We start from the raw sequence: 20,790 nt of genomic DNA, 5'->3' as shown, positions 1-20,790 counted from the left end.
GGGACGGCTGGCACACTCACGTAAGTGACCCACACCCCCAGTGCCCCTGACGCTGCCGTGCCCGACGAGATATCCGTCCCCGTCGCCCCCGCCGAGCTGCCCGCGCTCCGCCGACGCGTTCAGGCCACGCTGATCGCCACCCAGATCCTGGGAGGCCTCGGCATCGCCATCGGCTTCGCCCTCGCCGCCGTCCTGGCGAGGGACGTGAGCGGCACCGAGGCGCTGTCCGGTCTCGCGTCGACGGCCTCGGTGGCCGGCTCGGCTCTGGTCGCCATGCCGCTGGCCACCCTGATGGCCTCGCGGGGGCGCCGGACGGGGCTCGTCCTCGCGTACCTGCTGGCGGCGCTCGGTGCCGGCGTGGTGGTGCTCGGGGCGGTCCTCGGGAACTTCCCCCTGCTGCTCGTCGGCCTCGTCGGCTTCGGTGCGGGGTCCTCGGCGAACCTGGCGGCCCGCTTCGCCGCCGCCGACCTCGCCGAGCCGGACCGCAGGGCCCGGGCCATCTCCACGGTGGTGTGGGCGACCACGATCGGCGCGGTGCTCGGCCCGAACGTCGCCGCGCCCGCCGGGAAGAGCGTCGCGGGCCTGGGCGTCCCGGCCACCGCCGGTCCGTTCGTCTGGGCCGCCGGTGTCTTCGTGCTCGCCGCGGTCGTGGTGGCCGTGCTGCTGCGCCCGGACCCGCTGCTCACCGCCCGCGCGCTGTCGGCCGCCGGGCCGGGCGAGGCGGAGGAGGGCCGCTCCCTGCGGGCCGGGATGGACGCGGTACGGAAGTCCCCGCGGGCCCGGATCGCCCTGGTCACCATCGCCGGCTCGCACACCGCCATGGTGTCGATCATGTCGATGACCCCGGTGGCGCTCACCCATCACGGCGCGGACATCCAGCTGATCGGGCTCGTGATCAGCGGGCACATCACCGGGATGTACGCCTTCTCGCCGCTGATGGGCTGGCTGTCCGACCGTCTCGGCCGGCTCTCGGTGATCGGGCTCGCGGTCGGTCTCATCGGTACGGCGGCGCTCGTGGCGGGCACGGCGGGACCGTCGCACGGCCGGACCGCGCTGGGCCTCTTCGTCCTGGGTCTGGGCTGGTCGGCGGGGCTGGTGTCCGGCTCGGCGCTGCTCACCGACTCGGTGCCGCAGGCCGCGCGGGCCGCCGTCCAGGGACTCTCCGACTTCGTGATGAACACCGCCGCCGGGGTCGGCGGCCTCGCGGCGGGCCTGATCGTCTCGCAGGCGGGCTACGGGCCGCTGAACGCGATCGCCGCCTGCCTGCTGCTGCCGATGGCGGCGCTCGCGCTGCGGGGCGCCCTGCGGAAGGTCTGACCGGGCCGCTCCGGTCTCAGCGCGGCACCGCCGGGGACGAGGCCCCGCCGGCCAGTTGGCGCGGGGCGCCCGTGCCGTCGGCGGGCACCGACCAGACCGCTCCCCCGTAGCCGTACGCGAGGGTCTTCGGGTCCGTCCACAGCGCCTGGTCGTCGATGCCGCGCCGCTCGGCGACGGGGTGCTCGCGTCCGGTGCGCAGGTCGTACACGTGCAGCCGCCATGGCTCGCGCGGGCCGTCGGAGACCCGCTTCTTGAAGGCGATCCGGGTCCCGTCCGGGGAGAGCGAGGGGCATTCGACGTTCTCCCGCAGGGCCCGGGCGGACCAGTTCCGCATGTCGCCCTCGACGAGGTGGGTGCGGCCGCCCGTCGAGACGGTGGCGTAGAAGCGGTTGTCGTCGGCGGCGAAGGTGACGCCCCAGTAGTTGACGTCGGGGGCGTGGTGGCGGCGGCCGTCGAGGGTGAGCGGGATCTGCTCGATGCTCTTCACCAGGTAGCCGGTGCGCAGGTCGAGGATCGAGGTGCGGGTGGAGAAGGCCGAGCGCGCGTACGAGTCGCCGGTGGCGAACATCGTCCAGGACAGCATGCGTCCCGAGGCGGACACCCTCGCCCGGCTGGGGATGCCGGGCAGGGCGATGCGGCGGAGCTCGCGGAGCCGGCCGTCGAGCACGAGGACGTACGAGCGGGCCGGTACGCCCGGCCGCCGCTGGAGGCAGAGGGCGGTGGAGCCGGCCGCGTGGAAGCGGTCGCAGGAGGGTCCGCCCGTCACCCGGCCGCCGGGCGCGGCCGGGTCCACGCGCGCGACGCGCCCGCTCGCGGTGTCCCGGACGTAGAGCGCGCCGGTGCCGCCGGCCAGGGTGAAGCCGGGGTCGGCGGTCCCGGTGGCGGCGGTCCGCCCGGAGGCGACGCGGAGGGTGTAGGCGGTGGCTCCGCCGCCGAGCAGCAGGAGGGCGAGGACGAGGATCCCCACACGCGCGCGCGTGGAGGCGGGGACGTTCATGTCGTGCTCCATTCAGGGACGTTCACGGCGTGCTCCCTTCGGGGCGGTCATGTCGTGCTCCCTTCGGGGCTCGGCCCGGACGGCAGCAGACGGGCGGCGCAGCCCAGGGCCGCCGCGAGGGCCAGGAGCGCCGCCACGAGGGCCGTCTCCGGTCCGCTCGCCGTCCAGAGGGCGCCGAAGGCGACGGCGGCGCCGAGCCGGGCGAGCGCCTGCGCGGTCTGGACGACCGCGAGGCCGCCGGCCTGCCGTCCCTCGGTGAGGAACGGTCCGGTGAGGGCCATCAGGACGCCGTCGGTGGCGGCGTAGAAGACCCCGAGCAGGACGAGGACGCCCACTAGGGCCCCCGCACCGGGCACGGGGGCGAGGAGCAGTCCGTAGGCGAGGAGCAGGGCCCCGTGCCCGTACAGGAGGGGCCGGCGGCGTCCGAGGCGGTCGGCGAGGCGGCCCGCCGGGACGGCGAGCAGCAGATAGACGGCGGCCGCGCCGAGCGGCAGGAACGGGAACCAGGTGGCGTCGAGGTCGAGGCGCCGCTGGAGCAGCAGGTAGAGGAAGGAGTCGCCCACGGTGGCGGCGCCGAGGAGGGCGGCGCAGAGCACGATCCGGCGGTACGCGGGTGAGCGCGGGGCCGCGAGGAGCCCGCCACGCGCGCGTGGCACCGCCGGGCCCTTCGACCGCGTGTCCCGGCCGCCCCGCGGCCGGCCGGGGTCCCGCTGCCGACCGGAATCCTGCTGCCGACCTGCGTCCCGCGGCCGTCCCGGGACGAGGAGCAGCCAGACCAGCACGCCGAACGCGCCGACGCAGAAGCTGACGGCGAAGACCGTCTCGTACGTCTCGGCGGTCGCCCACAGCAGGGCGAAGGCGGCGAGGGGTCCGAGGAGGGCGCCGGTGGTGTCCATGGCGCGGTGGGTGCCGAAGGCTCGGCCGAGGTCCTCGGGCGGGGTGTGCAGGGTGATGAGCGCGTCGCGGGGCGCGGTGCGGACGCCTTTGCCGAGCCGGTCGGCGGCGAGGGCCCCGGCGATCCAGCCGGTCGCCCCGCCGGCGAGGAGGAGGCCGAGCCGGGAGCAGGCGGAGAGGGCGTAGCCGAGTCCGGCGACCTGTTTGTGGCGGCCGCCGCGGTCGGCGCCGGCGCCGCCGAGGAGCCGTACGAGCGCGGTGGCGCCGGTGGTGAGGCCGTCGAGGAGGCCGAACTGGAGCGGGGAGAGGCCGAGTCCGAGGACCAGGTAGAGCGGCAGGACGGCGGTCACCATCTCCGAGGAGACGTCGGTGACGAGGCTGACCGTGCCGAGGACGAGGACGGTGCCGGGGACGCGCCGCCGGGCCCCGGTGGGGCGGGGCGGCGCGTCGCGGCGACCGGTGGTCGCGAGGTACATCAGTGGCAGGTGTAGGTCGGGCCGGAGTCCTTGACCTGGTCGTCGGTGCCGACGTACTGCCAGGTGTAGGTGGTGTCGGTGAGGTCCAGCTTCAGGACGCCGTACGTTCCGCTGATCCGCTTCTGGCTGTTCGGCTGGACCGTCTCGATGTCGTAGGGCTCGGCGCCGCCCATGCCGCCGACGATCTCGACGATGCCGTCGGCGGTGGCCCGTCCGCTCGGGTCCTGCGGGGCGAAGCGCTCGTAGTGGTGGTCGTGCCCGTTGAGGACGAGGTCGGCCCTGGCCCCGTAGAGGATCTGCCAGACCGGCTTGGAGACGGGGTCGTTGCCGTGGCCGCCGGAGGAGTACAGCGGGTGGTGGAAGTAGGCGGCGATGCAGCCCTTGGTGTTCCGCGCGAGGTCGTCCTTGAGCCACTGGATCTGCGCGGCGTCGTCGAAGGTGTTGGAGTCGAGGGCGACGAAGTGCCAGTTGCCCTGGTCGTAGCTGTAGTAGGGCTTGCCCTGGGGGTAGGCGATCGCGCCGAAGTACGACTTGTAGCCGGAGAACGCGCCGGCCGGGTCGTAGGACTCGTGGTTGCCGGGGACGGGCCGGGTCTGCGCCTTGAAGGCGCCCCAGGTCTTGTCGTAGTAGTTGCGGAAGTCCGAAAGGCGGGCGTCGTCGTACTGGTTGTCGCCCATCGTCAGGTAGAAGGACGGCGCGATCCGTTGGGCCAGCGCGGCGGTCTTCGGGTGGGCGCAGGAGCTGCTGGAGGCGGTGCACTGGGCGGCGATGTCGCCGGCCGCGACGACGGTGAAGGCGCCGGTGGGGGGAGGCGTGGTGGGCGTGGTGCCGTAGACCTCCACCGTGTAGAGCGAGTAGCCGTACGAGGTGCCGCGCGCGGTCCCGTAGACGCGCAGGTAGCGGCCGGTGCCGGTGAGCCCGGTCCAGTCGTCCGTGCCGCCGTTGCCCGCGGTCTCGGTGGCGAGGCGGGTCCAGGTGGTGCCGTCGGCGGATGTCTCGACGCGGTAGGCCTTGGCGTAGGCGGCCTCCCAGACGAGCTTGACGCGGGAGACGGTGGCCGAGGGGCCGAGGTCGACCTTGATCCATTGCGGGTCGACGCCCTCGGTGCTGGCCCAGCGGGTGGTGGAGACGCCGTCGAAGGCCTTCTCCGGGCCGAAGGTGGAGTCCTCGACGGAGGAGGACGTGGCCGGCCTGCCCTGGGAGATCAGGGTGTCGGCGGCGGCTCCGGCCCGGTCAGGGAGGGCGAGCAGGAGTCCGCCGACGAGCAGCAGCACGGCGGCGAGGACGAGGGGCAGTCGGTCGGTGGTGCGGCGAGGTGGGGCGGAGGCGAACGGGCGCATACCTGGGCTCCCTGGCCTGGGGGTCGGCGAGAGCTGGACACCGGTGCGGGGCACCACGGACCGACCGCGGGGCGCGGGCCGGGGCGCCCGTGCCGCGGGTGACGGACACGGGCGACCGGCCGGGTGGCGATTCGGGCGCCACACGGCGGGAGTGGTGCTCGGCGGCCGGGTCAGAGCTCTCGCTGAGCGCGTCACGCCCCTAGGGTGGGGCGCCGCGCCGAGCCGCTGCCCGGGAGAATAGCGGACAGGAAGGTTTCCTACCAGACTTCCGACTCCCTCTCCTCCGCCCGGAGTTCAGGGGGTCGGACGGCCCTCGGTCCGGGGCTGGGAGGGTCTTCAGAGGCTGATGTGGTACGCCTTGCGGAGGGTCTCGTGCACGGTCCAGGTCGTCCGGTCGCCCTCCCGCAGCACGCACGCGTCACCGGGGCCGATCTCCAACGTGTCGCCGCCCTCGACGGCGACGGTCGCCCGCCCGGAGACCACCACGAACAGCTCGTTGGCCTCGGTGTCGGTGACGACGCCCGGCGTGATCTGCCAGATGCCGCGCAGCTGCTTGCCGTCGGCCGACTCCCATAGCACCTTGCCCGTCACCTCGGGCGTGCCGGAGACGATCTGGCCGGGGTCGAGGGGCTCGGCCTCGAGCTCCGCGTCGGGGATGTGCACGGCGAAGGAAGGCAGGTCATGAGTCGTCATGGGCGGTGACTGTAGCTGGGCCCCGAGGGCCTCCCGAGGCCGGGATCCGATGGAAGAAAAGCCTCCGTTTCGGCTCCGACCAGGGGCGATGCCGAAGGCTGGCGGGGCGACGAAATCCGCACCGGCCCTCTGCCGCAGTGTCCCAAGGGTGTCGCGGCCGTCGTCGGCGCTCCTGCCCGGCGCCCCGTCACGGATTCCGCAGGGGGCTCCCCGGGTGTGGCAGGTGGTCGCCAACGAGGTTTGCGGGGCCGGTGATCGCGCCAAGGAATCACACATGTCCACACAGGTGTCCGAAGAGGTACGGGAAGCGCTCCACGAGGGCCGGCCCGTCGTCGCGCTGGAATCGACGCTCATCGCCCACGGTCTGCCGCGCCCGCGCAACCTCGCCGTGGCGGCGGAGCTGGAGGAGTCCGTACGGGCCGGGGGCGCCGTCCCCGCCACGATCGCGGTGATCGACGGCACGGCCAGGATCGGCCTCGACCGGGCGGCCCTGACCCGCATCGCCGAGGACCCGTCGGTGCGGAAGCTGGGCCACCGCGATCTGGCCCCCGCCCTGGCGACCGGGGCCACGGGGGCGACGACGGTCTCGGCGACGGCCTGGCTGGCGGACGCGGCCGGCATACGGGTGTTCGCGACGGGCGGGCTCGGCGGCGTGCACCGCGAGTGGAGCGAGACGCAGGACGAGTCCGCCGACCTGCGGCTGCTCGCCCGGGTCGGGATCACCGTGGTGTGCGCCGGGGTCAAGTCGATCCTCGACGTGCCCGCGACGCTCCAGCGCCTGGAGACGCTGGGGGTGACGGTCGTCGGCTACGGCACGGACCGCTTCCCCGGCTTCTACCTCTCCTCCTCGGGCGAGCCGGTCGACTGGACCCTGCGCACCCCGGAGGAGGTGGCGGGGGTGATACGGGCGCAGGACGGGCTCGGCGGCCCGCGGGCCGCGCTCGTGGTGGCCAACCCGGTGCCGGTGGCCGAGCAGTTGGATCCCGCACTGCACGACCGGGTGCTCGCGCGGGGCCTGGCGGCGGCGAAGGAGAAGGGGATCACCGGGCAGGCGGTGACGCCGTTCCTCCTCGAATACCTGATGGTGCACACGGAAGGAGCGTCTCTGGAGGCCAACCTCGCGGCGGTGCGCGGCAATGTGCGGCTCGCCGCGAGCATCGCGGGGGCGTACGCGGCGGGGAGGGGGCCGGGCCGCGCCACGGGCACCGGTACGGGTTCCGGCGGCGCGGCGGCTCCCGACCCGAGCGCCCGTGACACCGGGACGCCCCACCCGTCGGCGGCCGGCGCCGACGGCCGGTGACCCCGGCCGGAGGCGCGCTGCTGGTCATAGGGGACGTGGTCACGGACGTCGTCGCCCGGCACCGGACCCCGCTCGCCCCCGCCACGGACACGGCAGCGGAGATCCGGACCCTCCCGGGCGGCGCCGGGGCCAACGCCGCCTGCTGGGCGGCGCGTTCGGGGTGGGACGACGTGCGGCTGCTCGGCCGGGTGGGGACGGACGCGGCCGACTGGCACGAGCGGGCGCTGCGCCGGGCGGGCGTGCGTCCCCTGCTCGTCCCGGACGCGGACGCGGCGACGGCCACCGTGATCGCACTGGTGGACGGCTCGTCGGAGCGCACCTTCCTGACGGACAGCGGTGCCGCGCTGCGCCTCTCCCCCGCCGACTGGTCCGCGAGGCTGCTCGACGGCGTGGCCCGGCTGCACCTCTCGGGGTACCTGTTCTTCGCCGCGCCGAGCCGCGAGACGGCCCGCCGGGCGCTGCGGGACGCACGGGAGGCGGGGGTCCCGGTGAGCGTGGACCCGGCCTCGGCGGGGTTCCTGGCGGAGCTGGGGGCGGACCGGTTCCTCACGGCGGCGGAGGGCGCCGAGACACTGCTGCCCAACGCGGACGAGGCTCGGTCGCTCACCGGGTGCGGCGAACCGGAGGCGGCGGCAGCGGAGTTGAGCAGGCGTTTCCCGCTGGTCGTGGTCACCCTCGGAGCGGCGGGCGCGCTGGTCGCCGAGGGCGGCGCCGTCACCGCGCGGGTGGCGGCGCCACCGGTGCGGCCGGTGGACTCGACGGGCGCGGGCGACGCGTTCACCGGGGCGTTCCTGGCCGCGCGACTGATGGGCGCGGACCCGGTGCGGGCGGCGGAGGCGGGCTGCCGTGCGGGCGCGGAGGCGGTCACCACGGTGGGCGGCAGACCCCCGGAGGGCTTGGCCGCCGGCTGACCGGTCCATGCGCGGGACGGCCCGGAGTCGAGGGGCCGGGGAGTCGGGCCCCGGGCGGCTCTCGGACGAGACCGAGGAGTCGGCCGGCCCGGAGTCGGACAGCCGGGCCCGGACGGGGCAGGGAAGGCGGGCGCCCTTGGAGTCGGGCGCTACGTCCGCAGTCCCGTCCAGGCAGGATGGCGCGGGTCGTCGGCCCGTACGACGGCGTCCGCCGCCTCGGCGGGGCCGACCTCCGTCTCGTACCGGGCGAAGGCGGGCAGGGTCCAGGGCTCCTCCGTGCGCCGGGCGAGGGCGGCGGGCGAGAGGCGCAGGTGCACGGTGAGGTCGAAGGGGAACCAGTGGCCGAGCAGGAAGGGCCCGTGCAGCACGAGCACTCCGCGCGGCGGCAGCGTGACGTACGGGCTGCGGGTCGCGCGGTCCGTGGCCGGGTCCCACAGGTCCGGCAGCACGCGCCCGCTGCCACCGGGCTCCAGCGGGCCGAAGACCTCCCGCCACAGGGCCCCGGTGTCGGTCCACCCGCTGTAGTACGCGTCGGGGTCCTGCTTTCCGTACTCGTACCGCAGGGAAGCGGGCCGCAGGAAGCCGCCGGTCCCCACGACGTGGACCGCCCGCCCGCGCGTGCGCAGCGCCTCGGCGAGGAGCCCGGCGAGCTCGTCCCCGGGTGCGGCGGGCGGCCCGTCGATGCCCACCTTGAGCCAGGCGTCGCCCGCCGCGGCGGGCGACGTGTCGAGGTGGCCGGCGAGCGCCTCCGCCATCCGGTCCCAGGTGATCGCCTCGTATCGCATCCCGCTCATCCTGCCCGTCGCTCCCCCTGACGTGTACCGGTCGACACCCCCGGCATTACGGTGATCTGGCCGCGCGACCGCACGGCACCCGCGGAGGAGAGGACTCGTTCCCCCATGAGCCTGCGTCAGGAAGCACTGCCCTACGAGACCACGGAGGCGACGACGCCCTTCGGTCTCGGGCTGCACCATGTGCAGCTCTCCCTGCCGCCGGGCGAGGAGGAGGTGTGCCGCCGATTCTACGTGGACGTGCTGGGCATGACCGAGATCCAGAAGCCGCCGGTCCTCGCGGCGCGCGGCGGCCTGTGGGTGCGTTCGGACGCGCTGGAGATCCATCTGGGCGTCGAGGAGGACTTCCGGCCGGCCCGCAAGGGACACCCGGGCATCCTGGTCGCCGACCTCGACGGCCTGGCCGAGCGGCTGACCGGCCTGGGTGTCGAGGTGACCTGGGACGACGACTTCCCGGGCCACCGCCGCTTCTACGTCGCCGACTGCCACGAGAACCGGCTGGAGTTCCTCTGCCCCGAGCGCTGAGCCGGGCTTGACCTTGTCACTGACGTCAGGGTCCGACCATCGGGTCCATGGACACCACCACACCCACCAGGGTCGTCGTCGTCACCGGCGCGGGCACCGGCATCGGCCGGGCCACCGCGCGCTCGTTCGCCGCGCAGGGGGCGACGGTCGTCGCCGTCGGCCGTCGGGAGGAGCCGCTGCGGGAGACCGCCGAGGGACACCCGGGCATCCGTCCGTTCGCCGCCGACGTCACGGCGGAGGGCGCGGCCGAGGAGATCGTCCGCGCCGCGCTGACGGCCCACGGCCGGCTCGACGTCCTCGTCAACAACGCCGGGATCTCCGCAGGCGGCCCGCTCGGGACCCTCGACCGCTCCGTGATCGCCCCGCTCCTGGAGACGAACCTCGTCGCACCGCTCCTGCTCACCCAGGCGGCCGTCCCCGCGCTCCGGGAGTCCCGGGGCGTCGTGGTCAACGTGACGACGACGATCGGCCAGCGCGGCTGGCCCGGCAACTCCGTCTATCCGGCGACCAAGAGCGCCCTGGAGACCCTGACCCGCTGCTGGGCGGTGGAGCTCGCGCCGGCCGGCGTCCGGGTCGTGGCGGTCGCGCCCGGTGCGATCGAGACCCCGATCGCGGACCACATGGGCCTCACCCCCGAGCAGCGGAAGGCGGTGCGGGCGTGGCAGCTGGCGCACACCCCGCTGGGGCGGGTCGGGCGGCCGGAGGAGGTCGCCTGGGCGATCACGGCGCTCGCCGCCCCGGACGCCGCCTTCCTGACCGGCACCGTCCTGCCCGTCGACGGGGGTGCGCTGGTCTCGTGATACGACTGCGTGAGGAGGTGGCGTCCTTGCGCATCGGTGAACTGGCCCGGCGGACCGGGGTGTCGGCCCGCGCGCTGCGGCACTACGAGGAGGCGGGGGTGATCACGTCGGTCCGCGCGGCCAACGGATACCGGGTGTACGAGGAGATCGCCGTCACGCGGGTGTCGAACATCCGGTACCTGCTGGACGCGGGGTTCACGCTGGACGACGTCTCCGCGTTCCGCACCTGTCTGGACGGGGACGTCTCGGCGGCCCCGCCGTCCGCCCGCGCCCTGGAGATCGCCCGCGAGCGCCTCGCCGTGATCGACGCGCGCATAGCGGCGCAGACCGCGGCCCGCGACCGCCTGGCGAAGGCGCTGGCCGCGCAGGTCTGATCCCCGGCACCGGCCTCAGGCCTGCGCGACCACCGGCGCGGCCCGCTCCAGCACGGCGCGGCCCGACTCGAGCACCTCGTGCAGGGTCAGCTCCCCCGCGGCGAGGGCCCTGCAGGTCGCCGTGTCGGTCCGCAGCCGGGCGTCGGGGGCGTCCACCCCTCCGTCCCCGTAGGCCACGCTGCCGTCGGCCCCGCGCCGTACGTGGAACTCGCCCTCGTCGAGGGTCACTTGGACGATCCCCGCGCCGAGCTCCGCCAGCGCGCCGAGGAGCGGGATCGCGTACCAGTGGGCGCGGACGGCGTCGGTGGGGCGCGGCTCGCCGAGTTCGGGCGCGCCCCAGGCGGCGAGGGTGCGCAGGACGGGCAGCAGGTCACGTCCGCGCGGGGTGAGTTCGTACACGTACGCCGAGGCGGGCGGGGGCAGTCGGCGCCGGGTGACGAGTTCGGCGCCCTCCATGTCCTTGAGGCGGCCGGCGAGCATGTCGGTGCTGACGCCGGGGAGGTCGGCGTGGAGGTCGGTGTAGCGGCGCGGCCCGGCGAGGAGTTCGCGGACGACGAGCAGGGTCCAGCGGTCGCCGACGAGGTCGAGGGCGCGCGCGGCGGCGCAGTGCTGGTCGTAGCTGCGGCGGCGTGGCTGACGTGGCATGCGACGCAGTCTAGACATGTTGTTGGACTTTCCAAGCTCGAACTTGGTAAAACCAAGCACCAACACTTCTGGGGAGGTCGGCGCATGGAGTTTCGGCAGTCGAGCAAGCTGAGCGAGGTCTGCTACGAGATCCGCGGCCCGGTCATCGAGCAGGCCAACGCCCTGGAGGAGGCGGGCCACAGCGTCCTGCGCCTCAACACCGGCAACCCCGCGCTCTTCGGCTTCGAGGCGCCCGAGGAGATCGTCCAGGACATGATCCGGATGCTCCCCAAGGCCCATGGCTACACCGACTCCCGCGGCATCCTGTCCGCCCGCCGCGCCGTCGCCCAGCGCTACCAGTCGATGGGCCTGACCGAGGTCGACGTCGACGACGTCTACCTCGGCAACGGCGTCTCCGAACTCATCTCGATGGCCACCCAGGCCCTCCTGGAGGACGGCGACGAGGTCCTGATCCCGGCCCCCGACTACCCCCTGTGGACGGCCGTCACGACCCTCGCGGGCGGCAAGCCCGTGCACTACCTCTGCGACGAGTCGGCCGACTGGTACCCGGACCTCGACGACATGGCGTCGAAGATCACCGACCGGACCCGGGCCGTCGTCGTCATCAACCCCAACAACCCCACCGGCGCGGTCTATCCGAAGGAGGTCCTCGACGGCATCCTCGACCTCGCCCGCCGCCACAACCTCATGGTCCTCGCCGACGAGATCTACGACCAGATCGTCTACGACGAGGCCGTTCACCACCCGATCGCCTCCCTCGCCCCCGACCTGGTCGTCCTCACCTTCGGCGGCCTCTCCAAGACCTACCGGGTCGCGGGCTTCCGCTCCGGCTGGCTGGTCGTCACCGGCCCGAAGCAGCACGCCAGGAACTACCTGGAGGGCCTCACGATGCTGGCCTCCATGCGGCTCTGCCCCAACGCCCCCGCCCAGTACGCCATCCAGGCCGCGCTCGGCGGCCGGCAGTCGATCCACGAGCTGTGCGCCCCGGGCGGCCGGCTGCGCGAACAGCGCGACCGGGCCTGGGAGAAGCTCAACGAGATCCCGGGCGTCTCCTGCGTGAAGCCGAAGGGCGCGCTGTACGCCTTCCCGCGACTCGACCCCGCCGTGCACAAGATCCACGACGACGAGAGGTTCGTCCTCGACCTGCTGCTGCGGGAGAAGATCCAGGTCGTGCAGGGCACCGGCTTCAACTGGCCGCGTCCGGACCACTTCCGCATCCTGACCCTGCCGTACGCCGACGACCTCGACGCCGCCGTCAGCCGTATCGGCCGATTCCTGAGCGGCTACCGGCAGTGACGTCGGGCCCCTCGTGCTGTCATGATCTACGGGTCTGAAGGCCGAGGAGTACGGGGAGGGCGGCCGGTCATGGATGCGGCGCTGATAGCCGTGGCGGGAACCCTGCTGGGCGTGGTCTTCACGCACTGGTTCCAGGCGCGGGCCACCGAGCGCACGGCCGCGCTCGCCCGCACCGAGCAGCTCCGGCAGGAGCGGATCGAGACCTACAGCGCCTTCGCGGGCGCGGTCGTCGACTACCGCCACAGCCAGAACGACCGCTGGTTCCGGGCCCTGGCGCATCCCGGCTCGGAGGAGGCGGAGGAGTCCCGTCACGCCTCCTACCGACAGCGGACCGCCGCCCGACAGGCCCTCTTCCGCGTCCAGTTGGTCTGTGACGACCCGGAGACCCGGCGACTCGCCGAGGCGGCCTTCGTGGAGTCCCACTGCATGCACGAGGCGGTCGACGAGGCGGACCGCGCCCGCCGCTCCGAGCAGGCCAAGGAGGCACTCGCCCTGTTCATCGCCGCCGCCGCGCCCGGCGTCCGCTGAGCGGGGACCGGCCGTGGACCTCGTCGCTCCCGTCGTCGTCGAGCCGCTCCGGCGCCGCCGCTGCTCGGAATGCCACCGGGGGCCGCTGGACCGGATGATCGTCGAGTACAACGCGCCGGTCTGTCTGGACTGCGCCGACCTCGGCCATCTGGTCTTCCTGCGCCGGGGCGACACGGCGCTCACCCGTCGCGCCCGGGAGGGCAGCACGCTCTGGGCCGTGGTCGTACGGCACAACCGGCGCCGCACGCGGTACGAGCGTCAGGGCCTGCTCGTCGAGGAGGCCGCACTCGCCGAGGCGGAACGGGCCTGCCTGGCGGACGCCGAGGCGCGGGCCGCGCGGCGGGCCCGGGACGCGGTGCGGCGCGCGGCCGCAGACGCCGAGATCACCGCGGCGCTCCTGGCGGAGATCCTGCGGCTCTTCCCGTCCTGCCCGGCGGACCGGGCCACGGAGATCGCCGTCCACGCCTCGGCGAAGGGCAGCGGACGCGTGGGGCGCACGGCCGCGGGCCGCTCGCTCGACCGCGGCGCGGTCACCGCCGCGGTACGAGCCTCCGTACGACATGTCGACACGCCGTACGACTCCCTGCTGATGCAGGGGGTTCCCCGGCACCAGGCCCGGACGAGGGTCGCGCCCGCCATCGAGGCGGTGCTCCGGACCTGGCGCCAGGGCGGCGGGACCACGAGCGGCCGGGAACGCGGCTGACGGCTCGGGCGTCAGCCCGCGTCGACCGGGCCGCGGGGGACCGATCCTCAGGCCTGGTCGCCGGCGCGGCGTCCACGGCGGTACAGCAGGGCGCCGCCGAGGAGCAGCGCGGCGCTCACGGAACCGGCGTAGCCCATGGCGTCCGAACCCGTGGCGGCCAGCGAGGCCGTGCTCGTCCCGCCCTGCGGCGCGGGGACCGGGGCGGGGGTCACGGTCTCGGCCCGCGGCCCCGGCACGTTCCGCACGGGGGTCTGCGGGCGCGGCGTCGGCGTCTCGATCGGCTGCTGGGGCTTGGCCGGGCCGTTCACCGCGGTGTTGCCGATGGCCGGGTTGGCGATGCCGACCACGTTGACCGAGTTGCCGCTGACGTTCACGGGCAGGTCGATGGGCAGCTGGATGCCGTTCCCGGAGAGCACGCCGGGGGATCCCTGGGCGTGGGTCTCGGCGGTGGACCCGCCGCCGTTGGAGGAGCCGGCGCCGTGGGAGCCGGTCTGGGAGCCGCCGGCCTGCTCGCCGCCGCGCGGGGTGGCGGGCATGTCCTTGTGGGAGCCGCCGCCCTTCTCGTCCCCGTAGCCCCCGGTCTCGCGCTCGGCGGAGCGGTTGGCACAGCTGTTGCCCGCGGCCGGGTTGAGCAGTCCGACGACGTTGACCGTGTTGCCGCAGGCGTTGACCGGCACGTGCACCGGCAGCTGGATCGTGTTGCCGGAACCGACTCCCGGCGAACCGACCGCGGCGCCCTCGGCGCCGGCGTCGGCGTGCGCGGCGCCCGCCGAGAGGGCGAGCGCTCCGCCCGTGACCAACAGTGTGGCCAGACCACTTCGGCGAATCTGCCTCATGGCTTCCTGCCTTCCGGAGGTGTGCACGGGCAAGTGCCCGTACCGGAATCAACGCGACAAACGTGCGTGCCGGATCCGGCCGTTGACGGGTTTCACTCCATCGAGTGGGAATCCGTTCGAGTGTCGGGTCAACACCCGTCGACACCTGCCGACGCTTTTCGACATCCGTCCACGCCCGTCGACACCCCTCAGCGCCCCAGGAGATCGGTGAGGGCACCCACCGGGTCCGGGTCGGGGGCGCCGCGCGGCCACCAGTCCTCGCGGCCGGCGTCCGACTCGTACCCGTACCAGAGGCCGTCGCGGCCGAGCCGGAGCTGGAGGGACTCCCCGGAGAGCCTGTTGCGCCAGGGGCGGAAGGCGGGGAAGTCGGCGGCGAGCAGCGCGGGTCTGGCCCGGTCGAACGGACCGGCCGGCGGATCCCAGGGCTCTTCGAGGACGGCGAGGCCCGCCGCGCCGCCCTGGCGCCAGGCGGCGACGGCGCGGGCGAGCTCCGTGGGGGTCCGGTCGAGGGCGCCCGCCAGGTCGCGGTAGAGCGCGCGCGACGAGGCGGTGAGGCCGGAGCCGGGGTGCGCGGCGGCCAGCCGGACCGCGTCCTGCCAGGGAGTGAGCGCGGCGACCGGGTCGTGGCCGGTGGCGAGGAAGGCGTGGGCGCGGGCGGCGGCCTCGGTGGCGAGGAGGTCGAGGGCGAGCGGATCGGGGGCGTCCGGGTCCGGCGGGAAGACCGCCGGGCGGCCGGGCCGGTCCGGGACCGGCAGCTCGGGCGGCAGCGGCGGGAGCCCTGCCCCGGTGGCCGCGGCGAGCGCGACACGGGCGGGGACCGTGGGCATCGGCGGGGCGGCGGCGCCCGTCTCGGCGGCGCCCCGGGCGGCGTTGCGCCGGGTGAGCTCGGCGAGGAGCTCCTGCTCCCCGCGGCCGCGCATCAGGAAGAGGACGAACGGGTCCTCGTCGAGGAGACGGGCGGCCTGGTAGCAGAGGGCGGCGGCGTGCTTGCAGGGGTAACCGTCGTCCGGGCAGGAGCAGTCGGGGACGAGGTCGCCCGGCGCGGGCAGCAGTCCGGCGACCGCCTCCAGGGCGTGCGGCACGTCCTTGTCGAGCAGGGCGGCGATGTGGTCGGGGCGGGCGGCGGCCTCGTCGAGGAACCGCTCCCAGCCGTCGTCGCCGAGGGTCCGCATCCTGATCTCGGTTCGGTACGGGCGGGGCCGGCTGCCGTGGACGTAGGCGACGACCCGGCCGGGGGTGACCGTGATCGCGTCGACGTGGCCGCGCCCCGCGTACGCCTTGCCCCGCGCGAGACGGGCCGCGTCGAGGGCGGCGTCCTCCAGGGCGGCCACCCAGGCGTTTCCCCACCAGGTGGCGGCGAACCGGCCGTCGGGGGCCGAGCGCGGCGCGACCTGCGGGAAGCTGCGGCGGCGGTCGTCGTGCCGGAGGGCGGCGCCCCGGGCGCCCCGCGCGCCCCTTGCGTGGTTCACGAGGGCCTCCTCAGGGACACCAGGTCGGCGAGCTCCCGGTCGGTGAGTTCGGTGAGGGCGGCCTCGCCGGAGCCGAGGACGGCGTCGGCCAGGGCCCGTTTGGCGCGGAGCATCTCGGCGATGCGGTCCTCGACGGTGCCCTCGGCGACGAGCCGGTGGACCTGCACCGGCTGGGTCTGCCCGATGCGGTAGGCCCGGTCGGTGGCCTGCTCCTCGACGGCCGGGTTCCACCAGCGGTCGTAGTGGACGACGTGGCCGGCCCGGGTGAGGTTGAGGCCGGTGCCCGCGGCCTTCAGGGAGAGCAGGAAGACGGGGACCTCGCCGGCCTGGAAGCGGTCGACCATCCGCTCCCGCTCGGCCACCGGCGTGCCGCCGTGCAGGAGTTGGGCGGGGACGCCCCGCGCGGCCAGGTGGTCGGCGAGGAGCCGCGCCATCGACACGTACTGGGTGAAGACGAGTACGGACCCGTCCTCCGCGAGGATCGTGTCGAGGAGCTCGTCGAGCAGGGCGAGCTTCCCGGACCGGCCGGCGAGCCGCGCGGTGCCGCTGCCGCGCGGGGCCTGTTCCTTGAGGTACTGCGCGGGGTGGTTGCAGATCTGCTTGAGGGAGGTCAGCAGGCTCATGACGAGGCCCCGGCGGGCCATGCCCTCGGCGCCCTCGATGCGGGCCATGGTCTCGCGGACGACCGCCTCGTACAGCGAGGCCTGTTCGCGGGTGAGGGCGACGGGATGGTCGGACTCCGTCTTCGGCGGGAGTTCGGGGACGATCCCGGGGTCGGACTTGCGGCGGCGCAGCAGGAAGGGGCGCACGAGCCGGGCGAGCCGCTCGACGGCCTCCTCGTGCTCGATCTCCTCGTGGTTCTCCACGGCCCGGGCGTGGCGGGAGCGGAAGGTCTTGAGCGGTCCGAGGAGACCGGGGGTGGTCCAGTCGAGGAGCGCCCAGAGTTCGGAGAGGTTGTTCTCCACTGGGGTGCCGGTGAGGGCGACCCTGGCGGGGGCGGGGATCTCGCGCAGCGCCTTGGCGGTCGCGGAGAAGGGGTTCTTGACGTGCTGCGCCTCGTCGGCGACGACCATCCCCCACTCCCGCTCGGCGAGCCGGGCGGCGCTGGTGCGCAGGGTGCCGTAGGTGGTGAGGACGAAACCGCCCTCGGTGCCGTCGAGGTCCCGGTCCGTGCCGTGGAAGCGCCGGACGGGCACATCGGGGGCGAACTTCCGCACCTCCCGCTGCCAGTTGCCGAGGAGGGAGGCCGGGCAGACGACGAGGGTGGGGGCGCGGCGGGCGCGGCGCAGGTGGAGGGCGATGAGGGTGACGGTCTTGCCGAGTCCCATGTCGTCGGCGAGGCAGCCGCCGAGGCCGAGGGAGGTCATCAGGTCCAGCCAGGCGAGGCCGCGGAGCTGGTAGTCGCGCAGGGTGGCGGTGAGGCCGGGGGGTGCCTGCACGTCCTCGGGGCCGGCCAGGAGCCGGTCGCGGAGCGCGGCGAGGGCTCCGACGGGGACGGCGGGGACGGACTCGCCGTCGACCTCGGCGGTGCCGGTGAGCGCGGCGGCGAGGGCGTCGACCGGTTCGAGCAGGCCGAGTTCCCGCTTGCGGGCCTTGCGGACGAGGGCGGGGTCGACGACGACCCACTGGTCGCGGAGGCGCACGACGGGCCGGTGGGCCTCGGCCAGGAGGTCCATCTCGCGCTCGGTGAGCGGGTCGCCGTCGAGCGCCAGCTGCCAGTTGAACCGCAGGAGCTCCTCGCTGTCGAAGAAGGAGGTGCCGTCGGTGGCGGAGCCGGGCGCGGCGTGCGCGGGACGGACGACGGCGGAGGCGCTGAGGGAGCGGGCGAGTTCCCGCGGCCAGTGGAGTGCGACCCCCGCGTCGGCGAGGCGGGCGGCGGCCGGGCCGAGCAGTTCGTACAGCTCGTCCTCGGTGACGGCGAGGACGTCGGGCACGTCCCGCTCCAGGAGGCGGGAGAGCGGGGGCCAGACGCGGGCGGCCCGGCGCAGGGCGAGGACGGCGTCGATCCGGGCGCGGGGCCCGAAGTGCTCGCCGTCCCCCGCCCACAGGTCCGCGGCGTCGATGACGAGGGTGGGGTCGGCGAGGCTGTGGATCTGGAGGAGCGCGGCGGCGGCGTGGCGCTCCCCGCCGTCCCCTTCGCCGTCCGGGCCGGCGGTGTCCGTGGTGTCCGTCGCGTCGAAGAGTTCGTACGGCGACAGGTCGAGGCGGAGCGAGACCCGCACCCCGGCGTCCATCCCGGCCGCCGCCTCGGCGGCCCAGGCACGCGCGCGGGGCAGGTGCTGCGGGGCGCGCGCCGCGAACGGCGCGCCGACCGCGTGGGCGGCGGCCGGGGTGCGGGGCAGGATGTCGGCGACCGCGTCGAGGAAGGCGCGCACGAGGGCCTCGGGCTCGGGCAGCCGCAGCGGACCGCGCCCCGGCACCGGCACGGCGTACCCCTCGTACGGCAGGGCGGCGGCGACGGCCCGCAGGTGGGCGATGTCCTCGGCGTCCAGCGGTCCGGCGCGCCAGGCGTCCAGGTCGTCGGCGGTCAGTCCGGGCAGCAGCCGCCCGCGCGCGGCCAGGTGCAGGGCGTGCAGGGTGGCGGCGCCCCAGCCGGCGGTGGCGGGGTGCGCGGCCGGGTGGTGGCGGGCCGCGACGAGATGCGGCAGCGCGACCTCGACGGGCAGGGCCACGGCGGGCACGGAGCGGGCACGGGCGCCGCTGCCGTGCCGCCGGGCCACGGTCAGCTCGACCCGCTCCGCCCCGCTCACCGCCGGGTCCGGCGGTGAGCCGCCGTCGGGGGCCCAGAAGGCGACCCGGCCGTCACGGGGAAGGGCGGCGGGCAGGAAGACGGCGGCGCTGGTCATCCAGGTGTGTGCCACGGCTCCCCTCCCGTTGTGTGTCGCTTCCCCATTGGCCTTCCGACCTTACAAGCGGGGTCTGACAACGACCGTCGGGCGGTTCCCCCGGGCGGCCCAACAACGGATGACAGCGCCGCCCGCCGACGGCATGGTGGCCTGAAACGACACGACAGAAGAGGATCCGCCATGTCCGTTCGCCGGCGTCTCACGACCGCCACCGGGGCCGTGCTGCTCACCCTCGCCGTCGCCGGTTGCTCGGGCCTCGGCCGCAGCGCCGTGGGCACGATCAGGTACGAGACGGAACGCGACCTGGTGGTGACCGTGACCAGCCCGTCGGTGAAGGGCTGCCACCGCCTGGCGCCCTCGGGCGTGACCAAGGTCGAGAACAACTCCCTGGTCGACATCGTGATGTACCGGACCCGTGACTGTCAGGGGAAGAACTCCATCTACGTCCCCAGCAGGACCGGCAACAGGATCGCCCCGGACACCCTGCCCTGGCGCAGCTACAGCGTCATCCACTAGTCGGCGCGGGCCGCCCGGCCGACGTTCCGTTTCCCCCGCCCGGGGTACATGCTGGAAGTGACCTCGGGACTCCGAGGGGAGATGCGACCGTCATGCGATCGGGGAACGAGCCGGCCACCGCGCGCAGTGCCCTGCGGCTGCGGTTCTGGCTGAGCGTGTGGGGGCTGCTCTGGGCCGCCTTCGGCACGACCGTGTTCTCCCTGGTGGGCCGCCCCGGCTGGGCGGCGGCCTGCGGAGTGCTGTTCCTGGTCGTCACGGTCGACCTGGCGGTGGTGCTGCGCCATCTCCACCAGGGCGCTCACTGGCAGCCGGGCCGGAGCATCCCGCCGTACGAACCCGATCACGGCGGCCCGGGACGCTGACGTCCCGCCCGCCTCAGTCCCGGGTGTCGAAGCCCGCCGCCTGGAGGTACTCCGGCTTCGGGTCGAGCGCGGCGGCGAGGCGGAAGTGCCGTGTGGCCTGGGCGGTCTGCCCGGAGCGCTCGAAGGTGCGGGCCAGCGCGAAGTGGGCGAAGGCGTTGTCCGGCTCGCGCTCCAGGACCAGCTCGAACTCCAGCTGCGCGGGCCGGAGCTGTGCGGCGGCGAAGAACGCCCGGGCGCGCAGCAGGCGCGCGGCCGTGTTCTCGGGGTGGGCGGCGATGACCGAGTCCAGCAGCTTCACGGCCCCACGAGGGTCCCGCGCGGCCAGCAGGTGCTCGGCGGCGCGGAAGTCGATGACGTGCGTTTCCGGGTTCCTGTCGGCCACGATGGAATCCTTCCCCTCGATCCGGTGGTTGAACACCGGACCCCGCAGTCGCATTCCACCGGAAGACGCCCCTGTAGGGGCTGTCTCCCGGATCGTGCCGGGGTCGCGGGGCCTGATCCGAGAGGCCCCCTGGGCCCGACCGACAAGACAAGGTCCTAGTCTTCGGCGGCCTTCGCGCGGCGCTCCAGCTCGTCCCAGACCTTCCTCACCTGGGGTTCGAGCGCGTCGAGCGGTCCGTCGTTGTCGATCACGAGGTCCGCGACGGCCAGTCGCTGAGCGCGCGTGGCCTGGGCCGCCATCCGGGCCTCGGCCTCGGCCTCGGCCATGCCGCGGAGCCGTACCAGCCGGTCGAGCTGGGTCTCCGGGGAGGCGTCCACGACCACGACCAGGTCGTACAGCGGCGCGAGCCCGTTCTCGGTGAGCAGCGGCACGTCGTGGACGACGACGTCCCCGGCGCCGGCGCGGCTCTCCAGCTCCGCCGACCGGGCTCCGACCAGGGGGTGGACGATGGCGTTGAGGGTGGCGAGGCGGTCCGCGTCGGAGAACACGATGGAGCCGAGCTTGGGCCGGTCCAGCGTCCCCTCCTCGGTGAGGACGCCGTCCCCGAAGGCCGCGACGACGGCCGCGAGCCCCGGGGTCCCGGGCTCGACGACCTCGCGCGCGATCCGGTCCGCGTCGATCAGTACGGCTCCGTACGAGACGAGCAGCCGCGACACTTCGCTCTTGCCGGCGCCGATCCCGCCGGTCAGGCCCACCTTCAGCATGAGCGGCAGCTTAGGGCCTGCCCCG

At 74.7% G+C, this 20,790-nt stretch carries 22 protein-coding genes; 11 read left to right on the top strand and 11 right to left on the bottom strand.

Annotated elements, in window-relative coordinates:
- Window positions 1-24 precede the first annotated feature (24 nt).
- Entirely contained in the window at window positions 25-1,317 is a 1,293-nt protein-coding gene (locus tag BLW86_RS28325) for an MFS transporter (RefSeq protein WP_093876653.1), read from the top strand.
- A 16-nt stretch (window positions 1,318-1,333) separates the two neighbouring features.
- Here BLW86_RS28325 and BLW86_RS28320 read toward each other — a convergent pair whose 3' ends face one another.
- From BLW86_RS28320 to BLW86_RS28305, 4 genes are all read right to left on the bottom strand, one after another.
- Window positions 1,334-2,314, bottom strand: a complete 981-nt coding sequence (locus BLW86_RS28320; RefSeq protein WP_093878924.1) for a TolB family protein — start codon at window positions 2,312-2,314, stop codon at window positions 1,334-1,336.
- 47 nt (window positions 2,315-2,361) lie between these two features.
- The gene (locus BLW86_RS28315; RefSeq protein ID WP_093876652.1) at window positions 2,362-3,684 is read right to left on the bottom strand and encodes an MFS transporter; all 1,323 of its coding nucleotides are present in this window, start codon (window positions 3,682-3,684) and stop codon (window positions 2,362-2,364) included.
- Entirely contained in the window at window positions 3,684-5,024 is a 1,341-nt protein-coding gene (locus BLW86_RS28310) for a discoidin domain-containing protein (protein WP_093876651.1), read from the bottom strand. Before BLW86_RS28310 ends, BLW86_RS28315 begins: the two co-directional genes overlap by 1 nt.
- Before the next feature lie 336 nt (window positions 5,025-5,360).
- Window positions 5,361-5,717, bottom strand: a complete 357-nt coding sequence (locus BLW86_RS28305; protein WP_093876650.1) for a cupin domain-containing protein — start codon at window positions 5,715-5,717, stop codon at window positions 5,361-5,363.
- A 274-nt stretch (window positions 5,718-5,991) separates the two neighbouring features.
- Here BLW86_RS28305 and BLW86_RS28300 point away from each other — a divergent pair, with 274 nt between their 5' ends.
- Window positions 5,992-7,017 (top strand): pseudouridine-5'-phosphate glycosidase, encoded by a 1,026-nt coding sequence (locus tag BLW86_RS28300; protein ID WP_093876649.1) that lies wholly within the window; start codon window positions 5,992-5,994, stop codon window positions 7,015-7,017.
- Window positions 7,014-7,928: a carbohydrate kinase family protein gene (locus BLW86_RS28295; RefSeq protein ID WP_093876648.1), complete on the top strand. Its 915-nt coding sequence runs from the start codon at window positions 7,014-7,016 to the stop codon at window positions 7,926-7,928. Before BLW86_RS28300 ends, BLW86_RS28295 begins: the two co-directional genes overlap by 4 nt.
- Window positions 7,929-8,077: 149 nt before the next feature.
- Here the strand turns inward: BLW86_RS28295 and BLW86_RS28290 are convergent, their stop codons facing one another.
- Window positions 8,078-8,713, bottom strand: coding sequence for a nucleoside/nucleotide kinase family protein (locus tag BLW86_RS28290; RefSeq protein ID WP_093876647.1), 636 nt, complete (start codon window positions 8,711-8,713; stop codon window positions 8,078-8,080).
- A 114-nt stretch (window positions 8,714-8,827) separates the two neighbouring features.
- On the opposite strand from BLW86_RS28290, the gene BLW86_RS28285 reads away from it, so the two are divergent.
- From BLW86_RS28285 to BLW86_RS28275, 3 genes are read left to right on the top strand one after another with little or no spacing between them, the layout of a single operon-like run.
- Window positions 8,828-9,244, top strand: a complete 417-nt coding sequence (locus BLW86_RS28285) for a VOC family protein (protein ID WP_177181777.1) — start codon at window positions 8,828-8,830, stop codon at window positions 9,242-9,244.
- Between the two features lie 47 nt (window positions 9,245-9,291).
- Window positions 9,292-10,044, top strand: coding sequence for an SDR family NAD(P)-dependent oxidoreductase (locus BLW86_RS28280; RefSeq protein ID WP_093876646.1), 753 nt, complete (start codon window positions 9,292-9,294; stop codon window positions 10,042-10,044).
- A gap of 26 nt (window positions 10,045-10,070) precedes the next feature.
- Complete coding sequence (locus tag BLW86_RS28275; protein ID WP_177181776.1) at window positions 10,071-10,418, top strand: MerR family transcriptional regulator; 348 nt, start codon at window positions 10,071-10,073, stop codon at window positions 10,416-10,418.
- A 15-nt stretch (window positions 10,419-10,433) separates the two neighbouring features.
- On the opposite strand, the gene BLW86_RS28270 is transcribed toward BLW86_RS28275, so the two are convergent.
- Window positions 10,434-11,063, bottom strand: a complete 630-nt coding sequence (locus BLW86_RS28270; protein WP_093876644.1) for a winged helix-turn-helix transcriptional regulator — start codon at window positions 11,061-11,063, stop codon at window positions 10,434-10,436.
- An 84-nt stretch (window positions 11,064-11,147) separates the two neighbouring features.
- On the opposite strand from BLW86_RS28270, the gene BLW86_RS28265 reads away from it, so the two are divergent.
- The 3 genes from BLW86_RS28265 to BLW86_RS28255 all read left to right on the top strand — a co-directional run bounded on the left by BLW86_RS28265 (window position 11,148) and on the right by BLW86_RS28255 (window position 13,590).
- A complete protein-coding gene (locus BLW86_RS28265) occupies window positions 11,148-12,359 on the top strand; it encodes a pyridoxal phosphate-dependent aminotransferase (protein WP_093876643.1) in 1,212 nt (403 codons plus the stop codon).
- A 69-nt stretch (window positions 12,360-12,428) separates the two neighbouring features.
- Window positions 12,429-12,887, top strand: coding sequence for a hypothetical protein (locus tag BLW86_RS28260; protein ID WP_093876642.1), 459 nt, complete (start codon window positions 12,429-12,431; stop codon window positions 12,885-12,887).
- A gap of 13 nt (window positions 12,888-12,900) precedes the next feature.
- Window positions 12,901-13,590 (top strand): DUF2293 domain-containing protein, encoded by a 690-nt coding sequence (locus BLW86_RS28255; protein WP_093876641.1) that lies wholly within the window; start codon window positions 12,901-12,903, stop codon window positions 13,588-13,590.
- A gap of 47 nt (window positions 13,591-13,637) precedes the next feature.
- Here the strand turns inward: BLW86_RS28255 and BLW86_RS43820 are convergent, their stop codons facing one another.
- The 3 genes from BLW86_RS43820 to BLW86_RS28240 form a co-directional block, all read right to left on the bottom strand.
- Window positions 13,638-14,426, bottom strand: coding sequence for a chaplin (locus tag BLW86_RS43820; protein WP_093876640.1), 789 nt, complete (start codon window positions 14,424-14,426; stop codon window positions 13,638-13,640).
- A 188-nt stretch (window positions 14,427-14,614) separates the two neighbouring features.
- Window positions 14,615-15,895, bottom strand: coding sequence for an SWIM zinc finger family protein (locus tag BLW86_RS28245; protein ID WP_093876639.1), 1,281 nt, complete (start codon window positions 15,893-15,895; stop codon window positions 14,615-14,617).
- Window positions 15,892-18,741, bottom strand: a complete 2,850-nt coding sequence (locus BLW86_RS28240; RefSeq protein WP_093878922.1) for a DEAD/DEAH box helicase — start codon at window positions 18,739-18,741, stop codon at window positions 15,892-15,894. Before BLW86_RS28240 ends, BLW86_RS28245 begins: the two co-directional genes overlap by 4 nt.
- Before the next feature lie 180 nt (window positions 18,742-18,921).
- Here BLW86_RS28240 and BLW86_RS28235 point away from each other — a divergent pair, with 180 nt between their 5' ends.
- Window positions 18,922-19,257, top strand: a complete 336-nt coding sequence (locus BLW86_RS28235) for a hypothetical protein (protein ID WP_093876638.1) — start codon at window positions 18,922-18,924, stop codon at window positions 19,255-19,257.
- A gap of 92 nt (window positions 19,258-19,349) precedes the next feature.
- Window positions 19,350-19,619: a DUF6343 family protein gene (locus BLW86_RS28230; protein WP_093876637.1), complete on the top strand. Its 270-nt coding sequence runs from the start codon at window positions 19,350-19,352 to the stop codon at window positions 19,617-19,619.
- 13 nt (window positions 19,620-19,632) lie between these two features.
- Here BLW86_RS28230 and BLW86_RS28225 read toward each other — a convergent pair whose 3' ends face one another.
- Both BLW86_RS28225 and coaE read right to left on the bottom strand, forming a co-directional pair.
- Window positions 19,633-20,001, bottom strand: coding sequence for a tetratricopeptide repeat protein (locus tag BLW86_RS28225; RefSeq protein WP_093878921.1), 369 nt, complete (start codon window positions 19,999-20,001; stop codon window positions 19,633-19,635).
- Between the two features lie 155 nt (window positions 20,002-20,156).
- On the bottom strand, window positions 20,157-20,765 hold the full coding sequence (coaE, locus tag BLW86_RS28220) for a dephospho-CoA kinase (protein ID WP_093876636.1): 609 nt from the start codon (window positions 20,763-20,765) through the stop codon (window positions 20,157-20,159).
- Window positions 20,766-20,790: the final 25 nt, after the last annotated feature.

It is taken from the genome of Streptomyces sp. TLI_105, from assembly GCF_900105415.1.
GTDB lineage: Bacteria > Actinomycetota > Actinomycetes > Streptomycetales > Streptomycetaceae > Streptomyces.
Note: the sequence above shows the minus strand (reverse complement) of the source record. Positions and strands in the feature narration are given on the sequence as shown.